The organism is Ketobacter sp. GenoA1, from assembly GCF_003671475.1.
Lineage (GTDB): Bacteria > Pseudomonadota > Gammaproteobacteria > Pseudomonadales > Ketobacteraceae > Ketobacter.
In genome coordinates this window covers 229,688-252,809 of the sequence record NZ_RCHM01000032.1, presented here as the reverse complement: position 1 = coordinate 252,809, position 23,122 = coordinate 229,688, and the positions used below count along the sequence as shown (strand labels likewise).

Genomic DNA, 23,122 nt, shown 5'->3' with positions numbered 1-23,122 from the left:
TCCCTTAGCGGGTGCGGGGAGTGAGCTCTCTCTTATATTATCCATAGTAGTGTCCACTTATTTTTTAGTGGACACTATGGTCAAGCAGCTAAGCAGGCTTATCCAGATGGGTTTGCCGGACGGTTACGATCGAACTGGCTTTTAGAGAGATAGAAAAAATGGATGATTCTGATAAAAAGGAGATAATTAAGCTTCTTGTTGACTGGAACAAATGGCTTGTTGGTGTAGAAACCATAGCGATATCAGCATTGGGTTTGATTTTCAAAGAGAGAGATGGCGTGTCTCATGTGGCCATTGGTTGTGCGTCTGCCTCATTAGTCTTCTTTTTAGTGTCAATATTTTTGTCATCTATGCTGCTGCTAAACCTCCCCTTCATGGCAGGAAATTCAAAAGATCTTAATGCTGATTCGTTTCAGCACAACGAGATATATTTTGAATCGAAGGAGCAAGACATAACTCGTAAAAGGTGGACTATAGGTAGCTACACATCGAATATCACAAGGACATTTGGGTTTGGCCTATTTTTATTCGTTCTGGCACTGATTACGGGATTTTATCTAGATGCATAGTCTCAGTTTAAATGAATCAAATGCATAACAAGTGACTGTGGTGTCAATAGCCCCAATTAAATCTCAGTGCGCCCATAACTCATTCTGTTTAACCATTGAATTTAATATGGTGATGAACTTTCTCATCACAGCGGTTAACGCAACTTTTTTGTGCTTACCCTGCTTAACCAGATGGCGATAGAAGCCGCCTAAAATTGGATTGCATTGGATCGCACTTAAGGTCGCCATAAAGAGCGTTGTTCTCACTGTATGACGACCGCCCTTAATACGCCGTTTACCTTTGAGATTGCCGCTATCACGATTCATCGGCGCTAAGCCAGCCAGGGCTGAAATCTGTTTATTCGAGAGTTCACCCAGCTCTGGCAGATCGGCAAGCAATGTGTAAACGAGGGTATCGCCCACACCAGGCATGCTGAGAAGAATCTCTTTTCGTTGGGACCATTCTTCTTGAAGCTCAACGGCTTTGGCCAAGTGTTTCTCCGTCCACTCGATTTCGAGATTGAGTGATTTGATGATGCGATTACAGGAGCGCTCAATTTTAGAGCCCATGATTTTTGCTCGATTGTATTCCTGGGTTCGCATTTCAACCAGTTGACGGCGGCGGCATATTAGGTCTTTGATTAACCTAATATTTTTGCCTTTGTGGGTGCTGAGCTCAGGCTTCATCGCCGAAGCAAAACGGGCGATCACCTTGGCATCCAGTTTGTCGGTTTTGGCAATCTGATTGTCTGCTTGGGCGAATTTTCGTACCCGAATAGGATTGACGATACAGACAGGAAGGCCCTTTTCAAATGCAGCAGTGGCGAACTCCAACTCATATCGCCCAGTGGCCTCCAGTACAATCCTGGACACTTTGAATCGGCTGATAACCTTGATGGCTTCCTTGATGCCGGAAGGGGAATTCTCTACCGAGAAATACCGGTCTCTTTCCAGGATATGAATGTCCAATTGAAACTTACCGACGTCTACGCCGACATTAATTCCCGCTCGCTCTTTAGGGTTTGTCATAGTGACTCATCCTTGCTAAATTCGGGCTCTGAGGCCCATTCGACTGTTCGAGTTAAAAATCGGGTCGGATCTGCGCCCACACTTGTTAACGGTTTCGAAAAACCTACCATGCATCGGGCTACAGATCCGGTAACTTGGTGGCACAAGTTACGGGTCTCACTTTATCGAATTCAGGGGAATTGAACCATACAATTCGATGCACGCGGAGCCAGTTACGCTCCACATATATTATGGTATCGCTACGCTCTTTTACCATAATATATGCTCCACTACACTGGCCCGGTGATCGAGGCGTTAGCTGTAATCGAGAAAATGTGCATGGAACATAGAATCAACCCATTTAGAAAAGCCGGACTCGTCTTGCTGACCATAGGCATTATTGATATTGGTGTTATGGCCTATTGTATTGCGAACGAAATGAGCTATTCCTCAAGCTTCAATATATTTGCGGTCATAGCAGGAATATTTCTAATGAAAGGTGGCGTAAAAACTGCTCGAGTTGTTCGCTGGTTCAGCGCCTTCGCTGTTGTGGCTTTTATAGGTCTGATCTTGGTTATACCGTTTATTACTCCTATTAGCCTACTGGTAACACAAATAAAGCTTAATGCTTTGTCCATGTTAGGCTCCTTTATTTTTGGGCTGGTGCTTATAGGTGTGCTTGTTTGGGTTCACATTCAGCTATCAACACCAGAATCATTAAAGCTTTTGGCAAATGAGGGCTACAAAACGGACAAACCTAAATCAGCCTATATTGCTGGTGCCGCTTTATTGATTTTAGCAGTTGGCATATCTGTGGTTTTCCTAAATGGAGAATCAGCGCAAAAAGCTAAGTCTCTTGCTCAAACACAGCTTGGCACTGAATATCAATATCATGTTTCCAGTATGTCAATATCTGGTAATTCTGGTCATGCTTCAGTTATTGCGTATAACCGTATGGAGGTCCGTAGTGTCGAGGTGCGTTGGTAAGTCACAGCTAAAAAGTGAATATACGGACCGAAGGGTCCGTACTATCACACTGTTAGATTTTTACCCAGCGCAAAAAAACAAGGAGGCAACTATGCCCTTACTTTCGAAATCGGACTTGAAATACACCTACTCATGGACGGCGATCGCCCCTGATGATCCTAAAGTGACTGGCAAACCAGATAGCACTCTTCTAAACCGCAACGAGGGTTATGAAGTTTTAGCCTTTATAAATCGGTTCGCCGAGACACACAATTTTAAAAACAAGGCTTCTGGAATAAAAACCGAAAAACTGATCAAGGAACATCTTCCCGGTGACACTCGAAGCCATAAAAATGTAAGCAAGTGGCTTGTAGGTAACTGGAAGAAATATGACTAAATCTAACAAAAACAGGCAGCAGGACGCAGCATAGCTGCGTCTCTGCTGTTAGCGTTAGCTGAAATCGAGAAAATGGAGTCTATGTGAAGAATAATCTTCAAGTCGTTGTTAAAAAGCACGGTGGACCTGAAGTTTTAGAGATTGTTCAGGGGGTAGCACCCGAGCCAAAACCCAATGAGATAAGAGTAAAAATAACAGTTGCTGGTGTTGGCTACTCTGATGTTATGGCCCAGCGAGGCGGATATCCGCTTGCACCTAAGCCGCCATTCATTCCAGGATATGATTTTTCTGGTACGGTCGACGAAATAGGTGATGGGGTTACTGATTTTAAAAAGGGTGATAGCGTTGTAGGCTTGAACCCATATTTCGGGTGTTATTCTGAGTATTTGTGTATTCCATCTAAGTTTGTTGTCCCGTATCCGAATCATTTGGATTCTTCAGATGTTTGCAGTCTGGTTCTTAATTACTTAACTGCTTACTGCATCTTATATAAGAAGGCAAAGGTCAAAACTGGACAAAATATTCTGGTTCATTCAGCAGCAGGAGGGGTTGGTTCCGCTTTGGTTCAGTTGGCTATTTTGTCAGGCGCGAATGTATTTGGTACAGCTTCTTTGCAAAAACATGAATTAGTTAGAGGGTTGGGCGCCATTCCTATTGATTATAAATCAGATGATTTCGTTGAATTCATAAAGTCAAAATATCCAAAAGGTATTGATGCCGCATTTGACCCCATTGGGGGAAATAATCTTCGTCGTAGCTATAGCATTGTTAAGAGCGGTGGTACGGTAGTGAGTTATGGGTTTGCTGGAAATAGCTTTGGTGGAATAGTTCCAATGATATATGGCGTAATCCAGTTGGCACTATTAAAAGCTATGCCGGATGGTAAAAAAGTTTATCTTTGCGCACTACCTGCTGAGTCAAAGAAAGACATCCTTTGGTATCGAGAGGCTTTATCTTCCTTAGTTGTTTTACTAGAAGAGGGAAAGATCAAACCAATTGTAGGGGAAAAGGTAAAACTGAAGGAAGCTTACAAAGCGCATGAGCTTTTAGAGGCTGGGACAGTAAGTGGTAAAATTGTGTTGCAATGCAGCTAACAACATCGCATGCACAGGAAGCCAACTGCGCGCACTTTACCACATATTGGCTCCACTCCGTTTTTCCCATGATGCAGGCGTTAGGTGAGGATGCCATGCGAATACTATATTCAGCTAAGCAAGACCCAATGGTGATAGATACACGTAGCGCCCTCACGGAACTCAGCGAACGAGTTAGAACTATGGCTGCTTCCGCGAACCAGTTTGCTGAGTATCCGGCAGCGGTGTCTGGTCGGCCAGCACCGTACGATGAGTTGTTGAAGGGGATGCGAATAAAGATCACTCAAGGCCAAAGTAATGTAGAAATATCTCGGGATCGTTGGCTAAATTTGGAGTTGTCTTGCGGTGATCTGGACAAATTGTGTGACAACTTAATCGTAAATGAAGATGGTGCACATAATCACTTATATACAACACCAATATCATTAATAATTGAAGCCGATGATAATTTATTCTAGTGGATAGCGAAATCGGTAGCCGACGGGCGCTCTCCCTCAGCCCCCACACCACCCAGCGTGCAGATCCGCACTGAGCTGATCGTTAACCATGGTGAAGTGTATTCATTAGCTCATATGAAAACCAATCCCAGCTTATCCAGCTACCCTAATGAAATCCCTAAATTAATCTCCGGTGATTTCGCGCTGTGCCAATAGCACATTCGAAAGCGACGCCGAATCTAGTGGTCAAAATAAATGAAAATCTGGTAGCAGTCATTTATACCGAAGTAATTGATTCATCCTCTTAGATACCGACTCGCTAGGGTTTCTCCGCTATGGAGCCAAAGGCCAGGCAATCTTGAGATAATGGGCATAAGCCCCGGCTATGGCGGATCAGGGATAAGGCACGTATTATCTATATACCGGTAATATGAAAAAAACATCTACCCAAATAACCTGTTTTTGAAAACTTAGGGAATCAAACAACCACAACAGAGAAAATCCAGCCTTCGCTGTATGTTACAACAGCAAAAGAGGATACTAATGGTGGCGAGGCACTATTGAGCCGGGATGAATTGATTCTGGCTCACAAGAAACCAAACAGATCAGAATATACTGGAACAAGCAATGATGTTACTGAAATACTCGATTCAAACGTGACAAGCGAAATCAGCAAATAGCTATAACAATCCGATAAACCAAGAACAGGAGATCAACATGGCAATGGGTTCTCGATCTACAATGAATATTATTGGTATCGCTCTCGCTGTGCTTGGGATTGGTCTTGCGGTATGGGGGTATCAATTATCTGGTTCTTTCGGATCACAAATCACACAAGCGGTTACAGGTTCAGATACCGATAAGGTAATGACTTTCTACATTGCTGGTGCAGTCAGTTTTGTTGTGGGCATCTATCTTCTCGTTAAAAAGTAACACTGGAGGCAACATGGATATCATAAGCTTGATAATATTTTTAGTAGTTGGCGCGCTGGTTGGATGGCTTGCTGGCATTATTGTGAAAGGAAAAGGGTTTGGTGCGATAGGTAATATAATTGTAGGCATCGTTGGTTCAGTAATAGGTGGTTTTGTGTTCGGCTTGCTTGGCATAACGACAGGTGGGCTATTAGGCTCTATCGTCATGGCCACGATTGGCGCTGTTATATTGCTATTTCTAATTAGAGTTATTAAGAAGGCTTAGCGCAGATCGCGATCGATCACAGGCTCATATTGACTATCTGACGACTAATAAGATCCGAATCAGTATGAGTCGCAGGGGTAATTTCTGGTGGGGAACACCAGGGCATAGAGATAGAAATTTTATGTATATGTCACATCGTAAGTATTTAGGGATACTAGCACTAATCTTTGGGGTTGTGTTTTTGGTTCTAGCCGTTTCACCTCACGATCGGAGCGATTGGGCTTTGGAGAATGCCCTTGTTCTGGTATTCGCTATAGTTCTTGGTTTGTCATATAAAAGGTTCCCTCTTTCCAGAATTTCATACACGCTTATATTTATCTTTATGTGCTTGCATGAAATTGGGGCACATTTTACGTATGCAGAAGTCCCCTACGACGAGTTTTTTGTAGATGTATTTGGGTTTAGTTTGAACGAATATATGGGGTGGAGCAGAAATCATTTTGATCGGGCGGTCCATTTTCTATTTGGTGTCCTTTTGGCATATCCGGTAAGGGAGCTATATTGCAGAATTGCTGATTCGAAAGGGTTTTGGTCTTACTTTTTCCCTTTGGAACTTACCATGGCAGCTTCAATGATGTTTGAGTTGTTCGAATGGGGTGCCGCAGAGATGTTTGGCGGGGATCTAGGTGTTGCGTATCTGGGCACACAAGGTGATGTGTGGGATGCCCATAAAGATATGGCATTGGCGAGCCTTGGTGCGTTACTAACTATGTCTTTTACCCTACTGCTAAACTGGAAGATACAAAGCAACTTCCGCGATGAATGGCACGATAGCTTATCTGTAAAAAACAAGAACCCCCTTGGCGAAGATGAAATAGTACGGTTGATACATGACAAGCATAAAAAATAGTGGGTCTCCTGATGATACCCTATATGATAAAGGCGTTGATGTGTAGATTAGAAGACTGATATTGGAGCAAAGCGATATATATTTAAGTCTTTTATAACCAGCTTTGAAATGAGAATAGCAATGGATGAAATTAAGGAGCCAATATCGTGATTGATCATATGGGAATCAGTGTTAGCGATTTTGAGAAGAGCAAGCAATTCTATCAGGCGGCCCTCTCGCCTATCGGTTATACGCTAATAATGGAGCTGCCTGCTTCGGTGACCAAGCACACCGATGTCGCTGGATTCGGTGAGCCGCCCAAACCCGACTTTTGGATCAGTGCAGGCACCCCAAACTCCCCTCCCATCCATGTAGCATTTCGGGTACCTACCCGGGCGCTGGTGGACGCGTTTTACAGCGCCGCCATGGAAGCAGGTGGCCGTGATAACGGGGCTCCGGGAGTCAGGCCGCATTATCATGCAGACTATTACGGTGCCTTTGTTCTGGACCCGGATGGCCACAATATTGAAGCAGTATGTCATGAGCATGAATAGGTGTTAGCAATGGTTAAGACGACGATTTGCATCAAGAGAAAGCAAGGGATCAGCAGGGAAGAGTTCTTCGATTATTGGGAGAATCATCATGCCGAGCTAATCAAGACACTCAAAGATGATCTGAAAATTAAGCGATATGTTCAGTCACACTCTGTGGACAACGCAATAAGCGCTGCGCTGAGGGCATCCAGGGGTGGCCCCGAAATGTACGATGGCGTGGGTGAAGCTTGGTTTGAGTCTATGGAGACTTTGGCCTCCATCGGCCAGGATGAATCCTCCCTTAAAGCGATTGCACGGCTAATTGAAGATGAATCCAAATTTATAGACCTTTTAAATTCGCCATTCTGGGTATCAGTAGAAAAAGAGATAATTTAGCGAACTGCGCTATCATTTAGTTAGTACCTATACGTAGTTAGTACCGACAAGGTCATTTAGATCGCCTAATAATAGTTGGGGTAGGCAGTATGAGTTTTATTGAATCAGCTTCAGACTGGGTTGGTTTTGCTATTCTTTTGGTTTCCTATATTTTTTGTGCTTGCCATAGCCTTTCAAAAATCCACAGTTTAGGGCCTGGGCTCTTTGTTTTTCTGGCCAATCGGTTTGGTCTTTATTCTGCTTAATTTCAAAGACACCAGCTTCTGGTTTGGTGGTATGGTTTTGGGTTTTGCGATACTCAGTATATTTTAGCTAATCTTACTTTCCGGATCGTTGCTGGGGGCTTGAACCTTTTCTATTGATGTTCTGAAAAGGCCTTCACAGCTCCGAAATCCAACCCATAACGATCCAAAACCTGTTTAACACGATGTGAGTCGTTATTTGATTTCTTTAGTGCCCGACTGACGTTAAACAACTTCCTTCCCGCCTCTGCCATCGAGTCGGAGGCACGGCACACCTCAACAATATTCAACAGTTTCACCTGATCATAGTAATCCATCTGATCGACTGTCTCGATCCCAAGCAACGGCTCTAAAACTCTTCTTGGATTACTACCCTGGTCCACTCCCTGCTGCCATTTCCGTCTTAGCCGTTTGATCTCATCTTCCACCACATCCAGGGTAATGCGCCCACCATCTGCCAGTGTTCCCATGCGGGTAATACTGGCATTCAGATCCCGAAAGTTGGCAGCCCAGGTGGCTTCGGCAGAGCGGCCAAATGCCAGATATCGTTTGCGTGCATCCTTATTAAAACTCATGAGATAACCGGAACGCTTAGCGAACTTTTCAATTTCGTAATCGATATTGGGTTCCAGGTCTTCTATGCGCTCCTGCAATGAGGGTAATTGATAGGTCCACAGATCAATACGGGCCAACAGATCATCACGAAACTCACCCTGTCGGGACAACAAGGTCAGGTCTTTGTTGGTACCTGCAATCAGTTGAAAATCGCTACTTACTTCCCGATCTGATCCCAAAGGCATAAACATTTTATCTTCAATGGCGCGCAGCAGCATGGCTTGCTCATCCAAGCCAAGCTCACCGATTTCATCCAAGAATAAAAGGCCTTTATGAGCTTCCTTCAACAACCCGGGTCGCTCAGACACAGCTCCGGTATAAGCCCCCTTCTTGTGTCCGAACAAGGTGGACATGGCATTTTCACCCCGCAGGGTAGCGCAGTTAACCGCCACAAGCTTGCCGTCAATCTTACCCCGCTGCTTTCTCAGCTCATACACACGTTGCGCCAATTGGGATTTGCCGGCTCCAGTGGGGCCGGTTAGGAGGATGGGCTCCTGGGAGCGGATAGACACCTTTTCCAGCTGTTCGATCATAGTGTTGAAGGCGCGGTTATTGGTTTCGATGCCGCCCTTGAGGTAAACGGTACCTTCCTGATGCTCCTTCTGGAAGCGGGAAGCGATCTGATCATAGCGGGACAAGTCCAGATCAATGACCTGATATTGTCCGGCCGCATCGCTGTTGCGGGGAGCGGGCGAGGTTTGCAGCAATTTGCCCGGCAGGTAACCCGCCTCTGTAAGCAGGTACAAGCAGATCTGCGCTACGTGAGTACCGGTGGTGATGTGAACCAAGTATTGTTCCTTGCTATGCCGAAATGGATAGGCGCGGGCAAAGTCCAGTAACGCACTGTAGACACCTTCAAAGTCCCAGGGGTCGCGGAAATTGACGTTGTGGTACACCACTTCGGTTTCCGGTGATACACGGGCAATGTCTTCGGTAACTTGGCGAGCTAAACCTATAGAGTGGTTATCGAATAGCAGTTCCAGCCGGTCGATAAGCAGGTCATCGTGCTGGCACATTGAAATAGTGGGGCGCCATTTATCCCAACGCTTGTCGCCCTTGCCGCGCCGATCCATTGTGGTGCCCAATATACTGATTACTACCGTTTTCATGGTATCTAGAATATTAGATAGCTATCTATTTGGATAGTATTTTTTGATTATGCAGGATTCCCGAGCGCTGAACACCACCGCTCACAAAGAGAATAATCCCATTATAAACAATAGCTTATAAATTGTTTTTCAAGAAAAGCCGATTTTGGCACTCCATTCGCAATGTTTTGGGTATAACCAAGTAGATAAAACGAAAAGAAGGATAAGCGTCATGGAAAATCAAACATATGAAGTCATGCATGACGGTGGGGTACCCATCAAGTCCTGGACCGTGGGTGTGCCCTTTGAAGATCAGGCCAGACAGCAATTGAAGAACATTTCCCGTATGCCCTTTATTCATAAATGGGTGTCCGTAATGCCGGACGTACATCTCGGTAAAGGAGCCACCATCGGTAGCGTGGTGCCTACCTTGGGCGCTGTGATACCAGCAGCAGTGGGTGTGGATATTGGATGCGGAATGATGGCGGTCAAGACCAGCCTGACCGCAACACAATTACCGGATAACCTGAGCGCGTTGCGCACTGCCATTGAACGCGCAGTGCCCCATGGACGCACCTCGGGCCGTGGCCGAGTGCGTGATAAGGGTGCTTGGGAAAACGTACCCAATGATGTAATGGATGGATGGGTGCCGCTGGCGAAGCAATTCGATGTACTGCAGGAGAAGCATCCGTTATTGAAGAACACCAACAACATAAAGCATTTGGGAACCCTGGGAACAGGCAACCATTTTATTGAGATGTGCCTGGATGAGCAGGATAGCGTGTGGCTAATGCTTCACAGCGGATCACGCGGTGTGGGAAATCGTATCGGTACCCATTTTATCGAGTTGGCAAAAAAGGATATGGAACGCTGGCATATTCATTTGCCTGATTCCGATCTGGCCTATCTGCCGGAAGGAACCGATCACTTCAACGAATATGTTGAGGCGGTGGAATGGGCTCAGCACTTCGCCCGTATCAACCGCGAGGTGATGATGGCGCGGGTAATTGCCGCAGTGCGCACAACACTAGGGTTGGAGTTTGAGGCCCGCATGGAAGCGGTGAATTGCCACCATAACTATGTGTCCCGTGAGCATCACTACGGTGCAGATGTGCTGGTAACCCGAAAAGGCGCAGTGCGTGCACGCCTGGGTGAAATGGGGATTATCCCAGGAAGCATGGGAGCCAAATCCTTTATCGTGCGCGGCCTGGGTAACGCGGAAAGCTTCTGTAGTTGCAGCCACGGCGCAGGTCGGGTGATGTCACGAACCCAAGCAAAGAAGCTGGTGTCTCTGGAAGAACACCGCCAGGCCACCGCAGATGTAGAGTGCCGTAAGGATGCCGGGGTGATTGATGAGACCCCATCAGCCTACAAGCCCATTGATCAGGTAATGGCGGCGCAAAAGGATCTGGTGGAAGTTGTGTACACCCTAAAGCAGGTATTGTGTGTAAAAGGTTGAAGGTGCGGACAGGATGTTGGATTGGCCAGGGGATGGCCGTTTGATTTGGCACCGAAGAATAGATTAAGAGGAAAACATTGTGATTGTTATAGACGGATCTCAAGGTGAAGGCGGCGGGCAAATTTTTCGGACTGCTCTGACCCTGGCCATGTGTAACGGCCAAACGGTGCGAATTGAGAATATTCGCGCTGGACGAGCTAAACCCGGTTTGCTGCGGCAACACCTGACCTGCCTGCGTGCAGCGCAAGCCATCTGCAATGCCCAGGTATCCGGGGATAAGCTGGGCTCACAAAAGGTGACCTTTACACCAGGCTCTGTGCAACCCGGCGAATATCGCTTTGCAGTAGGTTCCGCTGGCAGCACAACGCTGGTGTTCCAAACAGTCTTTCTACCCCTGGCCCTGAGCCGGGGCGTGAGCGAGCTGTATCTGGAAGGGGGTACGCACAATGACATGGCGCCCTCTGTTGATTTCATTAACCACAGCTTTCTACCGGTTTTGGCTGAGCTGGGTTGGGCCACAGAGTTGGAACTGGAACGTTATGGGTTTTATCCTTCCGGAGGTGGAGCCTGGAGGGTGCGAATACATCCTGCAGGAACGATTCGAGCGTTGGCCTTAGCACAACGGGGCGAAATCAGTGAGCAACAGGCGGTGGCCGTGTCTGCCAATATTCCTGCGCATGTAACGGCGCGAGAGCTGGAACAGGTGCATAAGCGCTGCTATTGGCCCAAAGCGGATCTACAGCAGAAGCTTGTGCGCTCAATCGGGCCAGGCAACATTGTGTCCCTGCGCCTGAAGATGCCGGAGCTGACAGCCGTGTTTGAAGCCTCCGGCGCCAAGGCAATAACCGCGGAGCGGGTAGCAGGCAAGGCCATCAAGGCCATGCGCAATTATTTAAGCAGCGAAGCGGTGGTGTGTGAGCATTTGGCAGATCAATTGATTCTACCATTGGTGCTGGGTCAGGGTGGGCATTTCACTACCCTGGAACTAAGTCAGCATCTACGCACCAATATCGACGTGGTGAAGCAACTAACCGGTGCCAATATCGGCTTGAAACAACTCGCTAAACACTGCTGGCAGGTGAATGTGGAACCACTCGATAAACAAGACTTTAAGCCGTTGGCCTGATTAGCGGAGCTGTTTCTGTAGAGCAGCCTGGCGCAAGCATCCATGATGTAATGCGTACCGATCTGTGCCGAACACTTGAAGATAACTATGTAGCTCAGTTGGGTAGAGCAATCGACTAATCATCGATGGGTCGCAGGTTCAAATCCTGCCCTAGTTACCGTCGTCTATCAAACGACTCTGGTAAAGGCGAGAGCCTGGGGTTCAACTCCCCACAAGGCTAGTACCCTTGTTGAAATCTAAACGAGGCCCATGGCTCAGCTGCAGCCATAGCGCAACCGGCAACTTATGTGCCGGACGGCTGTGACAGCAGCGAAGCGCCGACCATGCAGCCGCTTTGGATGGCTGGGCCGGCACGGCAACTATTAAAGTTGAAAGTTGTGCGTCGCCACGCAGGGATACTGACTGCCGGCCCGCATTAATGACAGCCTCTGGATAGTCCGCCCTGCCCTCCCTAAATCTTTAGCCTCTGTGTGCTCGGGTGGGCCTCACCCTATTTGAAAGGAAGCAGTATAAGGAGAAGTACCATGTTGCTATGGAAAACCATAGATGTTGCAGATAATGAGCGGGTTTTACTATTCCGCCGCAACCGTTTTGAAACTGTTTTAGAGGCAGGTCGCCATCGGGTGAACACGCTGAGCGGCAACTTGCGCCTGGAAACCTTTGACCTGAGCCAGGTACTGTTTGAACATCCGCAGGCCAAGTTCCTACTGAATACTCAAGGTCAAAAACTGAAGCCTTATCTCGACGTATTCGAGGTGGCAGATAAGCAGATCGGCCTGTTGTATCGGGATGGACATCTGGTTGATGTCCTTGCACCCGGCACCTTTATGGCCGCCTGGAAAGGGGTGGAAGATGTGCGCGTGGAGATCCTGGACATCAGTACCGAGTATTCCATCGACGATAATCTGCTGGATCTGTTAAGCCGCGGTGCAAAGATCGGCAAAAGCAAAAATTTTGCATCTTCCATTTACTACACGGAAGTGCCTGATGAACACGTAGGCCTATTGCTGGTAAATGGTCGCCTGCAAAAATTATTGCTGGCAGGTAGTTACGGCTATTGGAAATACAATCGTTCCGTAGCGGTGAAATTGCTGGATCTGCGCTTGCAGTCCGTTGAAGTCGGTGGCCAGGACATCCTGACCAAAGACCGGGTAAGCCTGCGCGTTAACCTAAGTGGCAGTTACCGTATCAACGATCCGGAAACCGTCGCATTGAAGGTGAATGACTACGCAGGCTTTGTGTACCGGGAGCTGCAGCTTCGGCTGCGGGAGAGCGTGGGCACCCGCACTTTAGACGAACTACTGGAAGACAAGGACAGCTTGAACAATGCGATCACAGTAGGTGCCAAATCCACCTTCGCCGACTACGGTGTAATGATGGTGAGTTTGGGTGTGAAAGATATCATTCTGCCGGGTGATATGAAGCAGATCCTGAATCAGGTAGTGGAGGCACAAAAAGAGTCCGAAGCCAATCTGATCAAACGCCGCGAGGAAACTCAGGCCATGCGATCACTGCATAACACGGCCAAAATGATGGAAAACAACCCTGTGTTAATGCGCCTGAAGGAGCTGGAAGCACTGGAAAAAGTCACAGCACGCATCGACCGGATCTCCGTTTATGGCGGACTGGAAGGAGTGCTGAATGATCTGGTAAAGCTGGCCCCTTCCGCCAGGGCGCAAAAAGCCTTGGGGCTGGGCAATCGGTGACATTCAACTCCATTAATACAGGAGTTGAATGTCCTCTTCTAATTGAAGAGCTCCTAATCAATAAACCTCAAACAACCCCGCAGCCCCCATGCCGCCGCCAATGCACATGGTGATCACCACATACTTCACACCGCGGCGCTTACCTTCCAGCAGGGCATGGCCCACCATGCGGGCGCCGCTCATGCCAAAGGGATGGCCGATGGAGATGGCGCCACCGTTTACGTTCATTTTGGCCGGGTCAATTTCCAGTTTTTGTTGACAGTACAATACCTGTGAGGCAAAGGCTTCGTTCAACTCCCACAGGCCGATGTCGTCCACGGTTAGGCCGTGGCGTGCCAGCAGTTTGGGCACGGCAAACACCGGCCCGATGCCCATCTCATCCGCCTTGCAGCCGGCAACTGCCACGCCGCGATAGGCACCCAGTGGATTCAGGCCCAGTTTTTCGGCCATTTTGCTGTCCATCAACAACGATGCCGAGGCGCCATCGGAAAGTTGGGATGCATTGCCAGCGGTGATGAATTTGCCTTGCTTCACCCAATTGCCGTCTTTCCATACCGGTTCTAATGCAGTGAGGCTTTCCAGCGTGGTGCTGGGGCGATTGCATTCATCCTGGGTGATGGTGACTTCTTCAAAGCTGGTCTCTTTGGTTTCTTTGTTGAAGTTGGCCTTGTTCACTGTCATGGCAATGATTTCGTCGGCAAACAGGTTGTTTTGTTGTGCCGCTGCCGTGCGCTGCTGGCTCAGCAATGAGTATTCATCCTGCGCCTGGCGCGAGATACCATACCGCTGCGCTACGATTTCGGCGGTTTCGATCATGGGGATATAGGCAGTGGGATCAATGCCGGTAACGGTTTTGGATACGCTGCGATAGGTGTTTTTGTGTTTGTTCTGGGTGAGGGAGATGGATTCCACACCGCCGCCGATGGCCACGTCGTATTCGTTGCACATGATGGCCTTGGCCACCGTGGCAATGGACATCAAACCGGAGGAGCACTGGCGCTCAATGGCCATGCCTGCGGTGGTTTCCGGCAGGCCACCGGCCACGGCGCAGAGGCGGCCCAGGTTATAGGCCTGGGTGCCCTGTTGGGCGGCGGCGCCGAACACGCAATCTTCCACCAACGCAGGATCGATACCGGCTTTGGCCACCACCGCGTTTACGGTGGCGCCACCCAATGCGGGTGCTTCGGTATCATTGAAAGCGCCACGGAATGATTTGGCCAGGGCAGTTCGGGCGGTTGAGACGATAACAGCTTCACGCATGGGAAATTCCTGTGTTTATATTAAATGGGATTCTTTTCAAGCAGGGTAGTAACGGGAGATGGTATCCACCACGCAGGCGGGCCGGTCTTCCCCTTCGATTTCCACGGTGACGCGAATCACCGCCTGCACTGCATTTTTCACCTGTTCTACGGCAATCAGTTCACCCACACCGCGCACCCGGGAGTTCACTTTTACCGGGGCGGGAAAGCGCAGTTTGTCCGAGCCGTAATTCACGCCCATGCTGATGCCCTGCACGTCCACAATTTGTGGCAGGAACAGGTTCACCAGCGAGAGGGTGAGGTAGCCGTGGGCAATGGTGCAGCCAAAGCTGCCCTGCTTGGCCTTTTCCGGATCCACATGAATCCACTGGTGATCACCGGTGGCATCGGCAAACAAGTTGATGCGCGCCTGGTCGATGGTAAGCCATTCACTGCTGCCCAGGTTCTGGCCCACGGCGGCTTCCAGATCGAGGGGGGATTTAAATACGGTGGTCACAATGATCTCTCCTACGGTTTTTCGGTTGCCGTGGTTAGGCGTGTTGGCTGGAGCAGGACAGGATTTCCCCGGTCATATAACTGGAGTAATCCGATACCAGGAACATCATGATGTTGGCGATCTCCCAGGTTTCAGCACCGCGTCCATAGGCCTCACGGCCTTCCAGTTCCGCCAACAAATCCGCAGGGGCGGATTTTTTCAGCATGGGGTGTACCGCCAGCGAGGGTGATACTGCATTGATGCGCACACCGAACTCGGCGGCCTCCAACGCGGCACATCGGGTCAGGGCCATCACCCCGGCCTTGGCGGCGGCATAATGGCTTTGCTCTTTTTGCGCCCGCCAACCCAACACCGAGGCGTTATTGACTATCACGCCGCCCTGCCCTCTTGCCTTCATGGTGCGCATCATGGCGCGGGTCATGCGCATGGTGCCGTTCAGGGTGACATCGATCACTTTGAACCATTCGTCGTCGTCCATTTCCACCAGGGTGCGGCTGGTGCCCAGCCCGGCGTTGTTGATCAACACGTCCACGCCATTCAATTGCTGTTCGGCAAAGGCAATCAGGGCCTGCACGTCATCTTCCTGGGCCACGTTGCCCACTTTGCCATACACAGCATCCAACCCGGTTTCGTCTTTCAGTTTCTGCACGGATTGTTGCAGGCGGCCTTCGTGAATATCGCTCAACACAATACCGCGGCAGCCTTCTTCCACCGCCTTTTTGGCCGCTGCAAAACCGATACCGGCCCCGGCGGCGGCGGTGATCAGCACGGATTTACCAGCCAGTAACTGGTGGCCCGGCACGTAACTTGGGTTATGAATGTCCATGGGTTCTCCTACTGAATTCCTGTTTTTATAAGCGCGTTGTTGTAAGCGCGTTGTTATAAACGCGGTTCTTTGGGCATGCCCAAGCCGCGCTCGGCAATAATGTTGCGCTGGATCTGATTGGTGCCGCCGTAAATGGTGTCCGAGCGCACGAACAGGTACATGGCCTGCAGGCGGCTCAGTTGATAGGGTGCCGCTTCCAATATCTGGCTTTGTGGGCCCAACACATCCATGGCCAACTCACCCAGCTCCCGGTGCCAGCTGGCCCAGAACAATTTGTAGATCAGCGCCTCACGCTGCAGGGCACCATCGCCGCCGGACTGGCCGGAGAGCATGCGCATGGCGTTGTAACGCATGATCTTCAACTCGGTGTGGGCCTTGGCAATGCGTTGGCGCAGGGCCGGGTCCTGGGCTGCGCCATTACTTTTGGCGATCTTGACGATCTCATTAAATTCATTCTGGAACTGCATTTGCTGGCCCAGTGTGGAGACACCCCGCTCAAAGCCCAGCAATCCCATAGCCACCTTCCAGCCTTCACCGGGGGCGCCTACGATGTCGTCGGCAGCACACACGGCATCGTCAAAAAACACTTCATTGAATTCACTGGTGCCGGTCATTTGCTGAATCGGGCGCACTTCTATACCGGGCTGATCCATCTTCACCAGAAAAAAGCCCAGGCCTTTGTGGGCACGGGAATCAGGATCGGTGCGGGCCAGCACAAAGCAGTAATCCGCCTCCTGCGCCAGTGAGGTCCAGACTTTCTGGCCGTTGATCACCCATTGTTGTGTGGCTTCATCAAACCGGGCTTTGGTTTTTACATTGGCCAGGTCTGAACCGGCGCCGGGTTCGGAATAGCCCTGACACCAGAGCTCCTTGCCGCTGACAATACCCGGTAGGTATTTTTGTTTTTGCGCTTCGTTGCCGAAGGCGATGATGGTGGGGCCTGCCAAGCCTTCTCCAATGTGACCCACCCGCCCCGGGCCACCGGCACGGGCATACTCTTCAAAAAAGATCACCTGCTGTTCGATGGAGCAACCGCGGCCGCCATACTGCTGGGGCCAGCCCACACAGGTCCAGCCCCCTTTGGCCATGCGTTGTTCCCAGGCGTGGCGTTCATGGTGATACATGTGCTCATCACCGGGGCCGCCCCGATAGCGGATGGGTTCAAATTCGCCCTGCAGGTTCTGCTGCAGCCAATCGGCGACTTCCTCACGAAACTGTTCGTCTGCGGCGCTGAAACTCAATTTCACAGCACGCCCTCCCCATCCAATAGCAACGCAGCCAAGCGCTCCCGATGCCAGGCCCCGGTTCCCAAAAACTGTTCGGATGCCTTGGCCCGCTTAAAATACAAATGCACATCGTACTCCCAGGTAAAGCCCACGCCGCCATGGATCTGGATGGCCTCACTGGCATTTTTAAAAAACGCATCAGAGCAATAGGCCTTGGCCACACTGGCGGCCTCCTGCAATGCGGCCCCATCCACCGGGGTGCCAGCCTGTAACGCCTGCAGGGCCTCTTCTGCTACACAGGCTGCGTAGTACACACCAGAGCGGGCCACTTCCACCCGCAGCATCATATCCGCCGCTTTGTGTTTGATGGCCTGAAACCCTGCAATAGCACGGCCGAACTGGTTGCGCTCTTTGCTGTAGGCTACGGTCATATCCAATAATTGTTGCGCACCGCCCATCTGCTCTGCCGCCAGGGCGATGGTGGCCAGATCCAGTATCACGGCCAGGGATTGAGCCCCGTTGCATTCAACCGCTTTCGATTCATCACCCAGCAACGACGCCTTGGGTAACGTCACATTGTTCAATTTGATGCGCGCCCACTTGCGGGTTTGGTCCATGGTGGGCAGCAATTCACGCTCAATACCCTTGGTATCAGCCGCCGCAATAAACAGGTGAATGCCCTCATCTGCCTGACTTGCTGCATCGCGGGCAGCCAGTATCAGGTAATCAGCGGAGGCGCCATCGGTAACAAATTCATATCTGCCGTTCAGCTGGTAGTGTTCGCCCTGAGCGGTAAAGGTGGCATCCACTGTGGCCACATCCCAGCGGCCACCACGGGCCGCGGCCGCCGCACCGGCAAAGGCCAGGGTTGCTGTTTTGCCGGCGCAGAATTCAGGCAGATACTGTTGCTGTTGTTGGGCGCTGCCGGCCACCAACAGTGCGTTAATGCCCAGGCACACTGAAGAGAAATACGGGGAGCAAAACAGAAAGCGCCCCATCTGTTCCTGCATGGCCACCAGTTCCACATAACCCAGGCCCATGCCGCCGCAATCCTCAGGAGTATGAATCGCCTGCCAGACCAGATCCGTGCATACGGTCTGCCACAGGGCGGGATCGTAGCCCCGTTCGGTTGCCATGGCATCACGAATGGCCGCGCTGGTGGAGACTTCCTGCAGAAAGGATTCGGCAGTATCACGAATCATGTTCTGCTCGTCTGTAAACACAAACTCCATAGCGGTTCTTTACTCCTGATCCTGAATAAAAAAAGGGAGTTTCATAACGAGGGATTATGTTATGAACTCCCTAAACCCAAACTGTTTACGCACCGTAAACCTTTTGTGCGGGTATCTCTTTGGTCAGCAACTCGTCCATTGCCGTGGAAATTTCTGCCGCCTCCCAACGGGCGCCTTTGTCCACACCGGCGGTGGAACGCCAACCGTCGGCAATGGAGATCTTGCCACCTTCCACTTCAAAAACCCGGCCACTGACACCAGCGGATTCTGCACTGCACAGCCACACCACCAACGGTGCCACGTTGGCCGGGTCATAGTAGTCAAAGCCGTCTTCCGGTTTGCGCATCATGTCCGCAAACACCTCTTCGGTCATGCCGGTGCGGGCTGCGGGGGCCAGGGCATTGGCGGTGACACCATAGCGGCGCAGTTCGGCCGCCTGATTCAATGTGAGGGAGGCGATGCCCCCCTTGGCGGCAGCATAATTGGATTGCCCCACGGAGCCATTAAGCCCGGCCCCGGAGGACGTATTGATAATGCGGGCATCCACCTTCTCGCCCTGTTTGCTGCGATCGCGCCAGTGATGCACGGCGTGGCTGCTGATGCAGAAGTGGCCTTTCAGATGCACGGCAATCACGGCATCCCAATCCGCCTCACTCAGGGAGGCGAACATGCGATCGCGACAAATACCGGCGTTGTTCACCACCGCGTGCAGATCACCAAAGCATTCAATGGCCTGTTTTACGGCATTGGCGGAATCATCGTAGTTTGTGATGTCGGAGGTATTGGCAATCGCCTCACCACCGGCTGTCTTGATGGCATCCACCGTGGTTTGGGCGGCAGCGGCATTGATGTCGTTTACCACCACCTTGGCACCTTCTGCGGCCAGGGCCTTGGCATAAGCCGCCCCCAATCCACCACCGGCGCCGGTGATGATGACCACTCTGTCTTTACATATCGCTGAGCTTGGCATAATGGTTCGCTCCAGAATCCGGTTCTTGATCCGTGGTTATAATTTTTCGATGATGGTGACGTTGGCCTGGCCACCGCCTTCGCACATGGTTTGCAATCCGTAACGGCCACCAGTGCGCTCCAGTTCATGGAGCAAGGTGGTCATCAGCTTGGTGCCGGTGGCGCCCAAGGGATGGCCCAAGGCGATGGCGCCGCCGTTGACATTGGTTTTGGCGTGATCGTAATCAAGCTCCTGCAACCAGGCCAAAGGTACCGAGGCAAAGGCTTCGTTAATCTCCACCAGATCGATGTCGTTCATGGTCATGCCCGCTTTCTTCAGGGCATAACGGGTGGCGGGAATGGGTGCGGTGAGCATCCAGATGGGATCTTCTGCGCGCACGGAAATATGATGAATGCGGGCCCTGGGTGTGAGGTTGTAACGCTTCAGGGCCTGCTCCGACACAATCAGCATGGCGGATGCGGCATCACAGGTTTGCGATGAAACCCCGGCGGTGACTTTGTCGCAGCCGAACAGAAAATCCAGTTCCGCCATTTTTTCCAATGAGGTGTCCCTTGGTGTTTCATCCATGGTGACGCCTTCCAGCGGTACGATCTCGCGATCGAAACGGCCTTCGGCGATGGCGCGCAGGGCACGCTGGTGGGACTCGTAGGAGAATTCTTCCAATGCCCGGCGGGACAGATTCCATTTATCGGCAATCATCTGGGCCGAGCGGAACTGTGTGGGTGGCTGATCGCCATAGCGGGCAACCCAACCTTTTGAGCCGGTGAAGGGATCGCTGAAGCCCAGGGGTTCCGCTGCCATCATGGCAGATGAGATCGGAATCTGGGTCATGGTCTGCACACCACCGGCAATCACCACATCCATGGTGCCGGACATTACCGCCTGGGCGGCAAAATGCACCGACTGCTGGGAAGAGCCGCACTGACGATCAATGGTGGTGCCGGGCACTTCATCACTTAAGCCGGCGGCAAGCCAGCACGTGCGGGCGATATCACCGGCCAAGGGCCCGATGGTATCGACACAACCGAAGATCACGTCATCGTATTCGTTATCCGGTATCGGGTTGCGCGCTACCAAACTGCGCAACACATGGGCACCCAGGTCGGCACCGTGAACATGGGCCAGCCCCCCTTTGCGGCGGCCGGTGGGGCTGCGCAGTGCATCTACAATATAGGCTTCAGCCATGTTAATTCTCTCTCGTTGCGTTAATTTTTATGCTGTTCGCCGAAGGTTTTATCGGCGCCGATCTTGGCATTGGGATTCATCAGCCATTGGTGCAGGCGATTTTTATGGAACCCCGAATGGCCCCAGAATTTATCCAGCGCCCAGGCCCGCTTCATCCAGATGTGGAGATTGCATTCCCAGGTATAACCCATGGCGCCGTGGGACTGAATGCCGTTTTTTGCAGCCAGTAATGCCGCTTCACCGGCCGCCACTTTGGCATGGGACACCGCAAAATCGGCGTGCACCGGGCGCTGACTGACGGTATAGGCGGCACGGTACAATGCCGGTTTGGCAAACTCGGTTTTAACCGCACAGTTGGCCATGTGATGTTTCAACGCCTGATTGGCCCCGATCGCGCGGCCAAACTGATGACGCTCCGTGGTGTATTGCACAGTCATATCCACCATGGCTTCTGCCAGGCCAATCAACTGCGCCGCCATGCCCAATGCACCCCGATTCAGGGTCGCTGCCATGGCGGATACCCCCGGTGCGCCATTCACCAGACGGGTCTCTTCCTCGGCCCGCCAGTCCACCTTGAACAGGCGGCGGCTGGGGTCTACGCTCTGCAGCGGTATCAGGGTCACCCGTTCCCGTTCCACCAGATGGTATTCATTACCACTGGGCAACAGCAGATAGTCGGCAATGTGGGCATCGCTCACCGTGGGATTTACCGCATGCCCCACCGCTACCCGTCGCTCACCGCTGGCAATTTTTTCCAACAGGGTGGCGCAGCGGGTATCCCGTTGTGCCTGGCATGCCAATAGCGGGGTTGCCACCAATGCGGTTTCCACCAGGGGTTCGCACAACGCCACCCGGCCGCATTCCTGTGCCAGCAAGATAAAATCCAATTCGTTCATGCCCAGGCCACCGTAGGATTCCGGCACCAGCATGGCCGTAAGGCCCAGCTCCACCATTTTCTGCCACAGGCCGGGGTCACGGCCGGTATCGGTATCCCAACCGCTACGAATCTGATCGGCGCTGATTTCCTTATGCAGGAACTGTTTAACGTTATCGCACAACACCCGTTGATCATCGCTGAAGGTAAAATCCATGCCTTGCTACCTCTTACTCTATTTGCGTGGCATGCCCAGCAGACGCTCGGCAATGATGTTACGTTGAATTTCGTTGGTGCCGGCGTAGATGGGCCCGGATTGCGCAAACAGGAATCCATCCATCCAGTTACCCACAAGGCTCTCGGTGTGTTCGCCGGGCAGCAACTCAGCGTGATGGGCCAGTATGCGCATGGCGGTTTCGTGCATCAGTTGATCCAGCTCTGACCAGAAAATCTTGTTGACGGACGCCTCGGAGCCGATGCTGCCGCCGTTCATCAAACGGGATGCGGTTTGATAGGTGGATAGTGCATAGGCCTCCGCATCCATAAAGGATTTCACCACAGCATCCTCCACACTCAGATCCACAATATCGTTTGCGTGTTGGCGATAAAGGGCCACCAGGCGTTTCGCGGTTTCCTGAAACCGGGCCGGGCTGCGCAACATCAGGCCCCGTTCAAAGCCGGCGGTGGCCATGGCTATCTGCCAACCTTTGCCTTCATCACCCAACCGGTTGCTAACCGGCACACGCACATCGTCAAAAAAGATTTCGGCAAATCCCGGCAAGCCGTTGAGCTGGGGGATGGGGCGTACCGTAATGCCCGGCGCATCCAGCGGCACCAGAATAAAAGACAGGCCGTGGTGACGTTCAGAATCAGGGTCGGTTCGAAAAATACAGAATACCCAATCGGCAAACACCGCACGGGTGGACCAGACCTTCTGCCCATTGAGAACATACTCATCCCCGTCGCGCAGGGCTTTGGATCGAATCGCGGCCATATCACTGCCGGCACCGGGTTCAGACCAACCCTGCGCCCACATGTCTTCACCGCTGGCCATGCGGGTAATGAAGCGTTCTTTCTGTTGGCTGGTGCCGTATTCCATGAGCGTGGGGCCAAGCAAAAATATGCCATTCTGATTGACCCGCAACGGAGCCTGGGCACGATAATATTCTTCTTCAAAAATCAGCCATTCAATCAAATTGCAACCACGGCCCCCGTATTCCTTGGGCCAGGTCACCATACCCCAGTTGCCTTGCGCCAGGGTTTGTTCCCACTGCCGGTGCTGCTCGAATCCTTCCCGGGTATCGAAGGATTTCAGGGCGGTAGCCGGTACGTTTTCCTGCAACCATTGCCGCACCTCGTGGCGAAACGCAATCTGCTCTGGCGTGTAATTCAGATCCATACAATACTGCCCT

23 protein-coding genes and 1 tRNA gene are annotated in these 23,122 nt (G+C 51.3%); 13 read left to right on the top strand and 11 right to left on the bottom strand.

Annotated elements, in window-relative coordinates:
- Positions 1-158: 158 nt before the first annotated feature.
- Positions 159-569, top strand: a complete 411-nt coding sequence (locus D9N13_RS14025) for a hypothetical protein (RefSeq protein ID WP_290591326.1) — start codon at positions 159-161, stop codon at positions 567-569.
- A gap of 63 nt (positions 570-632) precedes the next feature.
- On the opposite strand, the gene D9N13_RS14020 is transcribed toward D9N13_RS14025, so the two are convergent.
- Positions 633-1,577: an IS110 family transposase gene (locus D9N13_RS14020; protein WP_290591324.1), complete on the bottom strand. Its 945-nt coding sequence runs from the start codon at positions 1,575-1,577 to the stop codon at positions 633-635.
- 318 nt (positions 1,578-1,895) lie between these two features.
- On the opposite strand from D9N13_RS14020, the gene D9N13_RS14015 reads away from it, so the two are divergent.
- The 8 genes from D9N13_RS14015 to D9N13_RS13980 all read left to right on the top strand — a co-directional run bounded on the left by D9N13_RS14015 (position 1,896) and on the right by D9N13_RS13980 (position 7,406).
- Complete coding sequence (locus D9N13_RS14015; RefSeq protein ID WP_290591321.1) at positions 1,896-2,543, top strand: hypothetical protein; 648 nt, start codon at positions 1,896-1,898, stop codon at positions 2,541-2,543.
- Positions 2,544-2,634: 91 nt separating this feature from the next.
- Positions 2,635-2,919 (top strand): hypothetical protein, encoded by a 285-nt coding sequence (locus D9N13_RS14010; protein ID WP_290591318.1) that lies wholly within the window; start codon positions 2,635-2,637, stop codon positions 2,917-2,919.
- A gap of 83 nt (positions 2,920-3,002) precedes the next feature.
- Complete coding sequence (locus tag D9N13_RS14005) at positions 3,003-4,013, top strand: medium chain dehydrogenase/reductase family protein (protein ID WP_290591315.1); 1,011 nt, start codon at positions 3,003-3,005, stop codon at positions 4,011-4,013.
- 1,154 nt (positions 4,014-5,167) lie between these two features.
- Positions 5,168-5,383 (top strand): DUF3185 family protein, encoded by a 216-nt coding sequence (locus D9N13_RS14000; RefSeq protein WP_290591312.1) that lies wholly within the window; start codon positions 5,168-5,170, stop codon positions 5,381-5,383.
- 13 nt (positions 5,384-5,396) lie between these two features.
- On the top strand, positions 5,397-5,648 hold the full coding sequence (locus D9N13_RS13995; RefSeq protein WP_317622506.1) for a GlsB/YeaQ/YmgE family stress response membrane protein: 252 nt from the start codon (positions 5,397-5,399) through the stop codon (positions 5,646-5,648).
- Positions 5,649-5,775: 127 nt separating this feature from the next.
- Positions 5,776-6,498, top strand: coding sequence for a DUF2238 domain-containing protein (locus D9N13_RS13990; protein ID WP_290591308.1), 723 nt, complete (start codon positions 5,776-5,778; stop codon positions 6,496-6,498).
- Between the two features lie 146 nt (positions 6,499-6,644).
- A complete protein-coding gene (locus D9N13_RS13985) occupies positions 6,645-7,031 on the top strand; it encodes a VOC family protein (RefSeq protein ID WP_290591305.1) in 387 nt (128 codons plus the stop codon).
- A 9-nt stretch (positions 7,032-7,040) separates the two neighbouring features.
- A complete protein-coding gene (locus D9N13_RS13980) occupies positions 7,041-7,406 on the top strand; it encodes an EthD domain-containing protein (protein ID WP_290591302.1) in 366 nt (121 codons plus the stop codon).
- Between the two features lie 355 nt (positions 7,407-7,761).
- Here D9N13_RS13980 and rtcR read toward each other — a convergent pair whose 3' ends face one another.
- Complete coding sequence (gene rtcR, locus D9N13_RS13975; protein ID WP_290591299.1) at positions 7,762-9,372, bottom strand: RNA repair transcriptional activator RtcR; 1,611 nt, start codon at positions 9,370-9,372, stop codon at positions 7,762-7,764.
- A gap of 211 nt (positions 9,373-9,583) precedes the next feature.
- On the opposite strand from rtcR, the gene D9N13_RS13970 reads away from it, so the two are divergent.
- The 4 genes from D9N13_RS13970 (at position 9,584) to D9N13_RS13955 (ending at position 13,642) form a co-directional block, all read left to right on the top strand.
- The gene (locus D9N13_RS13970) at positions 9,584-10,810 is read left to right on the top strand and encodes an RtcB family protein (protein WP_290591296.1); all 1,227 of its coding nucleotides are present in this window, start codon (positions 9,584-9,586) and stop codon (positions 10,808-10,810) included.
- Positions 10,811-10,889: 79 nt separating this feature from the next.
- Entirely contained in the window at positions 10,890-11,936 is a 1,047-nt protein-coding gene (rtcA, locus tag D9N13_RS13965) for an RNA 3'-terminal phosphate cyclase (RefSeq protein WP_290591288.1), read from the top strand.
- Between the two features lie 83 nt (positions 11,937-12,019).
- Positions 12,020-12,093: transfer RNA gene (locus D9N13_RS13960), tRNA-Ile, on the top strand.
- 367 nt (positions 12,094-12,460) lie between these two features.
- On the top strand, positions 12,461-13,642 hold the full coding sequence (locus tag D9N13_RS13955) for a slipin family protein (protein ID WP_290591279.1): 1,182 nt from the start codon (positions 12,461-12,463) through the stop codon (positions 13,640-13,642).
- A gap of 57 nt (positions 13,643-13,699) precedes the next feature.
- On the opposite strand, the gene D9N13_RS13950 is transcribed toward D9N13_RS13955, so the two are convergent.
- The 9 genes from D9N13_RS13950 to D9N13_RS13910 all read right to left on the bottom strand — a co-directional run bounded on the left by D9N13_RS13950 (position 13,700) and on the right by D9N13_RS13910 (position 23,109).
- On the bottom strand, positions 13,700-14,902 hold the full coding sequence (locus D9N13_RS13950) for an acetyl-CoA C-acyltransferase (RefSeq protein ID WP_290591276.1): 1,203 nt from the start codon (positions 14,900-14,902) through the stop codon (positions 13,700-13,702).
- 36 nt (positions 14,903-14,938) lie between these two features.
- Positions 14,939-15,397 carry a MaoC family dehydratase gene (locus D9N13_RS13945; protein ID WP_317622505.1) on the bottom strand — a complete coding sequence of 153 codons (459 nt, stop codon included), beginning with the start codon at positions 15,395-15,397 and terminating at the stop codon, positions 14,939-14,941.
- Positions 15,398-15,431: 34 nt separating this feature from the next.
- Positions 15,432-16,223, bottom strand: coding sequence for an SDR family oxidoreductase (locus D9N13_RS13940; RefSeq protein WP_290591271.1), 792 nt, complete (start codon positions 16,221-16,223; stop codon positions 15,432-15,434).
- A 53-nt stretch (positions 16,224-16,276) separates the two neighbouring features.
- Positions 16,277-17,470 (bottom strand): acyl-CoA dehydrogenase family protein, encoded by a 1,194-nt coding sequence (locus D9N13_RS13935; RefSeq protein ID WP_290591262.1) that lies wholly within the window; start codon positions 17,468-17,470, stop codon positions 16,277-16,279.
- Positions 17,467-18,681, bottom strand: a complete 1,215-nt coding sequence (locus tag D9N13_RS13930) for an acyl-CoA dehydrogenase family protein (RefSeq protein WP_290591259.1) — start codon at positions 18,679-18,681, stop codon at positions 17,467-17,469. The genes D9N13_RS13935 and D9N13_RS13930 overlap by 4 nt, the downstream gene beginning before the upstream one ends.
- A gap of 85 nt (positions 18,682-18,766) precedes the next feature.
- Positions 18,767-19,651: an SDR family oxidoreductase gene (locus tag D9N13_RS13925; protein ID WP_290591252.1), complete on the bottom strand. Its 885-nt coding sequence runs from the start codon at positions 19,649-19,651 to the stop codon at positions 18,767-18,769.
- 36 nt (positions 19,652-19,687) lie between these two features.
- Positions 19,688-20,836, bottom strand: a complete 1,149-nt coding sequence (locus D9N13_RS13920) for an acetyl-CoA C-acetyltransferase (RefSeq protein ID WP_290591244.1) — start codon at positions 20,834-20,836, stop codon at positions 19,688-19,690.
- A gap of 20 nt (positions 20,837-20,856) precedes the next feature.
- Complete coding sequence (locus tag D9N13_RS13915) at positions 20,857-21,927, bottom strand: acyl-CoA dehydrogenase family protein (protein ID WP_290591241.1); 1,071 nt, start codon at positions 21,925-21,927, stop codon at positions 20,857-20,859.
- Positions 21,928-21,945: 18 nt separating this feature from the next.
- Positions 21,946-23,109, bottom strand: a complete 1,164-nt coding sequence (locus D9N13_RS13910) for an acyl-CoA dehydrogenase (protein ID WP_290591238.1) — start codon at positions 23,107-23,109, stop codon at positions 21,946-21,948.
- Positions 23,110-23,122: the final 13 nt, after the last annotated feature.